Raw genomic sequence first — 4,898 nt, forward strand, 5'->3', positions numbered from 1 at the left:
GGCGCGTCGCGTCGCCGGGTCCACGGCCCGGGGGTCCTTCCTGGTCGCGGGGGCCCGGCGGCCGGCAGCTACGTCCTGGCGGGCAGGGCCTTGACCCGTTGCCAGCTGCCGATGAGGGGCTCGATCCAGGGCCAGTCCGCGCGCAGGTGCAACCAGAGCCTGCGTTGACCGCGGGTGAGCCGGGCAGGCAGGGCGAACAGGCGGAAGCGCAACAGCTTGACCGAGGCCGCGCGCAGCGCGGCCTCGGTCAGGGCGAGGTGGCGGTAGGCGGCGAGCAGTGCGCCGGCGACGGCCACGATCTGGGTCCAGGCCGCGTTGATCTTCCACAGTTTGGAGGGCCAATGGTTCAGGCCGATCGCCTTGCCCTGCTTGACGTCGTTCTCAACGTGGACGTGGGAGCGGTGGCGCGCGTCGAGCCACGCGAGCTGGCCGGCCTTGGCGTTGACGGCGATCAGCTGGTAGCGCCGGCCGAGTTCCTTCTCCCGCGGCGAGGCGCGCTTGAGGTACTTCGGGTGCAGCGGCTCGTCGCGCACCAGGATCCGCAGCCCAGGGGTCTTCTCGCTCCAGGCGGACAGGTCGAGCAGGCCGGTCAGCTCGGCGACGAACGTGTCCTCGACCAGCTGGCCATCCTGGTCGATTCCCTGCGTCCACGCCCGCGCCGGGAGCTTGGCGATCGCGTCGAGCTCCACGTCGGTGCACGACCAGCCGACGGAGAACTCCCAGCGCCGGCCCCGTTTCCCGCCGCCGGCGGCGATGTGGGCGAGCAGGTCGTGGGAGAAGCCCGCCCCGTCGAGGCGGACGAGCATCCGGTGGCGGTAGGCGCCCGGCATCCGCTCGACCGCCCGGGTCAGGGCGGCGATGTTGTCGGCGGCGTCGTTCGACGTCGCGTTGCCCGGCCGCGGGTCAACCACCAGCACGTCATCGACGTTGTCGCAGGTCGCCAGGATCGGGCAGAAACCGGTACCGCCCTTGTAGGTGGCCGCGGCGTTCTGTTTGCCCTCGGAGCCGGCGAACACGAGCGTCGCGTCCAGGTCCACCACCGTGATCCCGGCCAGCTGCCTGCCGGCGACCGTCAGCCACGGGAACCCCTCCGGCCGAGCAGCCAGCAGCCCCCACCAGTAGCGGCGGAACGCGGCGACCGCCCGGTTCAACCGGCCGAGCACCTCGTCGTCGGCCTCGGCCAAAAACCGCCACACCGTCGGGGTCGAGGCCACCGCGCCGGTCACCGGGGCCAGGTGCCGCAGCCCCTGGAAGTCGCTGATCGCCTCCCCGCCCAGCAGCAGCGTCAACGCGAGGTCGACCGCGAGCTGGCCGCGGTCGTAGACGGGGGTGAACCCGCGCCGCGCCCACGCGGCGGACAGTCCGGCCCGCAGGCCGGACCTCTCGGCCAGAAGCCGGATCGGCAGCACTCCAACGGAGGCGACCAGCCGGTCGTCGTCGCCGACGAACTCCAGCCGATCGGCCCACGACGAGCCGCCGGAAGGGCATGGCGTAGCTTGCACGGAAGAGGTGCACCCGCCTCAACACGATGGGGTCCTAGACAAATCACATCGTTGCTGGTCAGGTGCACCTCGATCACGTTCCGGCCAGGTCAGCCCGGCATGTCACCAACCCCGGTGAAAGACGGAGGCTGGCGCCCGACACCGTCGGGTTTACAAAGCGGTGCCATTTTCGGTCGGGATCCGTGCGTGCCCGGATCCCGGGGTACCGGATCAGGTCGCGGGTGCGACGGTGACGCCGGGCACAATGTCGCCGCAGATCGGGTCGGCGCCGGGGACGACTCGGTGGGCTTGAGGGCGGCCAGCTGGTCGACGAGCAGCCGGGGCGCGAGCCGCCAGCCGCCCATCCGTTCGACATGTGCGTCGACCCACGGCGCGGGCACCTCGCGGGGGACCTCGACCCAGTGCTCGGCGACGTGTCCGCGAACAGACGGCGAGCACGGGCGGCATGCCCGCCAGCATGGTGGTGTCATCGGTGATCTCGGCGGAGGTGGTGTCGGCAAATTGGTGGCCCAGCCGGCGGCCGATCTCCGTGAGCACCCGCCAGACCGATCGGCGGTCCCCGACCGGTTCGACGGCTGCGGGCGTGTGCTGGGCCGCGACGCGCGGAAGCAGCGCGTCCCAGAGGGTGATGTCCGCGCGCTCGAGCTGGTCCTTGGTCGGCCGGACGTGGGTGGACAACGCCGTCGTCTCATTGTTGATGATCTCGATCGCGGCGAACATCTCGAGGTCGCGCAGCGAACAAGACGAAGGCGGCGTTGTCGTAGTCAGGGCGGTCGCTGAGGGCAGGGGATCCGCCCACGAGGTCCGAGATCAGTACCTTGGCCGTGCCGTCGATCGTCAACGGGCTGAACTTCGCCGGGTGCCGATCGCGGCGTACAGCGCCTGGGCCATCCGGTCGCCGGTGGCGTCCCATGCCGATAACCGCCGAAGAAGACCCCGACCGCCTGCGGACCGCGGCGGTCGATGATGTCCCGCAACCGGGCCCCCATTGCTGCCTCCCCCATTCTACCTGCGCCAACGATGATTCGTTCCTGAACGTGGGCTCTCCGGCGGGTAGGGGAGCGCCGACGGAGTCAGCCGCCGATCGCCGACATGGGTCGGTCCGGCTGGAGGAACCCGAGATCGCCGATCCCGTGACCCGCGTGTTTGCCCCACATGGCCGCTCGCCAGCGGGCAGCCAGCTCGGCGTCGCTCGCGCCCTCGCGCAGCGGAGTCCGGAGGTCGTGTTCCTGGTGGGCGAACAGGCAGCTGCGGACCTGACCGTCGGCGGTGAGCCGGACCCGGTCGCAGGCGCCGCAGAACGGCGCCGTGACCGACCGGACCACTCCGACCCGCTCCGGCCCGCCGTCCACGGCGAACAGTTCGGCCGGCGCGCTACCCCTGCCATCCAGCGGGGTGAGGGTGAACTCGGCGCACAGCAACTCCAGGATCTCCAGACCGCTGACTATCCGCTCCCGCGCCCAGCCGTGCTGGGCATCAAGCGGCATCTTCGATGAACCGCGGCTCGTAGCCGCGCTCCAGGCACCAACGCACCAGCGTCGGCGCCTCGTCGTCGTTCACGCCGCGTAGCAGCCCCGCGTTGACCTTCACCGGCGCGAGACCGGCCGACGCCGCGACCGCCAGCCCGGCCACCACGTCGTGCCACCGGTCGCCACGGGTGATCGTGAGAAACCGGTCCGGCCTGGTCGTGTCGAGGGAGACGTTGACCCGGTCCAGGCCGGCCGGCCGCAGTGCGGCGGCGGCGCTCGCGCCGGTGGTCCGGGCGAGAGCGTAAGCCCGTTCGTCGTCAGCGACCGCTCTGGGCGGGGCGTGAGCGCCGTAAGCCGCGCGATCAGGCCCGCGAGGCCAGCCCGCAGCGTTGGCTCGCCGCCGGTCAGACGAACCGCGCGCACACCCAGGTGGCGGACCGCTATCCGGACGAGCCGCATCACCTCATCGTCGGTGAGGGTATCCACCTTGGGCAGCCAGGGCAGCCCTTCGGGGGGCATGCAGTAGCCGCAGCGCAGGTTGCATCGGTCGGTCACCGAAATGCGCAAGTCGGTCGCGACCTGTCCGAACGAGTCGACCAGACCTACGCGTGGCACGACGACAAGCTGTTCAGGCGCTGACCCCGCCACCCGCGGGCCGGGACGATCCCGCGTGATGCCGGCTCAGGCAGTGAGCCTTTCCCGGTAACGTCTCGTCGCGTTCCGTGACAACAATGGTGTGTTGGTGTATTCGGTGTCAGGCGGTCCTGCGGTGCTCGGTGTGGAGGATGACGAGGGCGGCTTTCGCGACGAGTCCGATCTTCCAGGGGTCGATGGTGATGTTGTGGAGCAGCCGGAAAGTGACCTTGAGCAGGGCGTTCGCGCGTTCGCCGACGGCGCGTAGCGCGTTTTGGATCCGGTTGGTGCGCCACGAGGCGCTGTCTGTTCGAGTGGAGGTGAAAGACCTCACCGCCGGCCTGTCGCAGCAGGCTGGCTGAAGCTGGGGGCAGTCGTGCGACGTGATGCCGCACGCGATGAGTGATCACGCCGATTGGAGATCGCTTGGCGAGGACGTGATCCGGTCCAGTGTCCAACGGACCGTTCCCACCCTGGCGTGCGTCGTGGGTAACCGCGGGGTGCGAAGCTCAGGGCAGAGCCGAAGCGCTCCCGTTCCACCCGGGGGCGACGGGCGAGGGAAAGGCCGGACGGGTGAACGCGAGTGAATCTTCGTATGCCCCGTTATCAGCAGCTCCGCCGGTGGGAGGTTCCAGCGGGGTATAGGGCTGGCCGTTGAGAAGCGGCAGGCGCCGATCAGAGAGGCTGCGTTGATCGGGAGGACACCGCCGCCCCGGGGTAAAGGAGGCGCCCAACCCGGTCGTATCTCATGCGTGTGGAACACGGAAACCGTGCGCCACGAGGCGCCATGGCACCAAGTGGAGGTGGAAGACCTCGCCGCTGGGCTGTCGCAGCAGCCTAGCGAAGCTGGGCGCAGCCTGATCCGGGAGACGCCGGGGAGGGCGGGAGCAGCGCCGACAAAGCCGGGACGGCCTGGGACTGTCAGACGGGTCGGGTCCGGCGAGCGTGACCGGACGGTGCACGAGAGGAATCAGTGATTGAAACCCCGTAAGCGTTCCACCGGGTCAAACCTGGCAGATATGGCCCGGGTTTGCAGCGCGTGGCCGGGCCGACAGGTGCCGGCCAACTCCGTAGCCGGTTGGTTTTGCCGGGGAGGAGGCCACGTTGAATGTCTGCGGCGTAGGCGTGGCGAGGCTGCCGGGGTAGAGCTGGGCACCAAGCCGGTCGATTGGGTCATGGTGAACGTGGGAACCATCGGGCATCACTCCACGGGCCGGTAGTCCATGCCGGTGCCGGGGATAGGCGCGTCGTCAGCCGAAGGTGTCGGGTGGGGCGGAGTCGTCGTAGTAGTCCG

At 70.0% G+C, this 4,898-nt stretch carries 2 protein-coding genes and 2 pseudogenes; all 4 read right to left on the reverse strand.

The features are described from left to right. Positions 1–68: 68 nt before the first annotated feature. Positions 69–1,502: an IS1380 family transposase gene (locus tag BCD48_RS20725; RefSeq protein ID WP_083418967.1), complete on the reverse strand. Its 1,434-nt coding sequence runs from the start codon at positions 1,500–1,502 to the stop codon at positions 69–71. A gap of 210 nt (positions 1,503–1,712) precedes the next feature. Beyond that, positions 1,713–2,222 carry a hypothetical protein gene (locus BCD48_RS53905; RefSeq protein WP_071050072.1) on the reverse strand — a complete coding sequence of 170 codons (510 nt, stop codon included), beginning with the start codon at positions 2,220–2,222 and terminating at the stop codon, positions 1,713–1,715. Between the two features lie 353 nt (positions 2,223–2,575). Further along, positions 2,576–3,586 (reverse strand): annotated as a pseudogene (gene moaA / locus BCD48_RS20735) (GTP 3',8-cyclase MoaA). 139 nt (positions 3,587–3,725) lie between these two features. Further along, a pseudogene (locus tag BCD48_RS20740) lies at positions 3,726–3,890 on the reverse strand (IS5/IS1182 family transposase); the annotation flags it as partial. Positions 3,891–4,898: the final 1,008 nt, after the last annotated feature.

The organism is Pseudofrankia coriaricola (assembly GCF_001854805.1).
In the GTDB taxonomy this organism is placed as follows: domain Bacteria; phylum Actinomycetota; class Actinomycetes; order Frankiales; family Frankiaceae; genus Pseudofrankia.

What these genes read in the sequence shown, in the direction of transcription:
- BCD48_RS53905 (WP_071050072.1), bottom strand. Translation starts at nt 2,222, where the DNA reads ATGTTCGCCGCGATCGAGATCATCAACAATGAGACGACGGCGTTGTCC.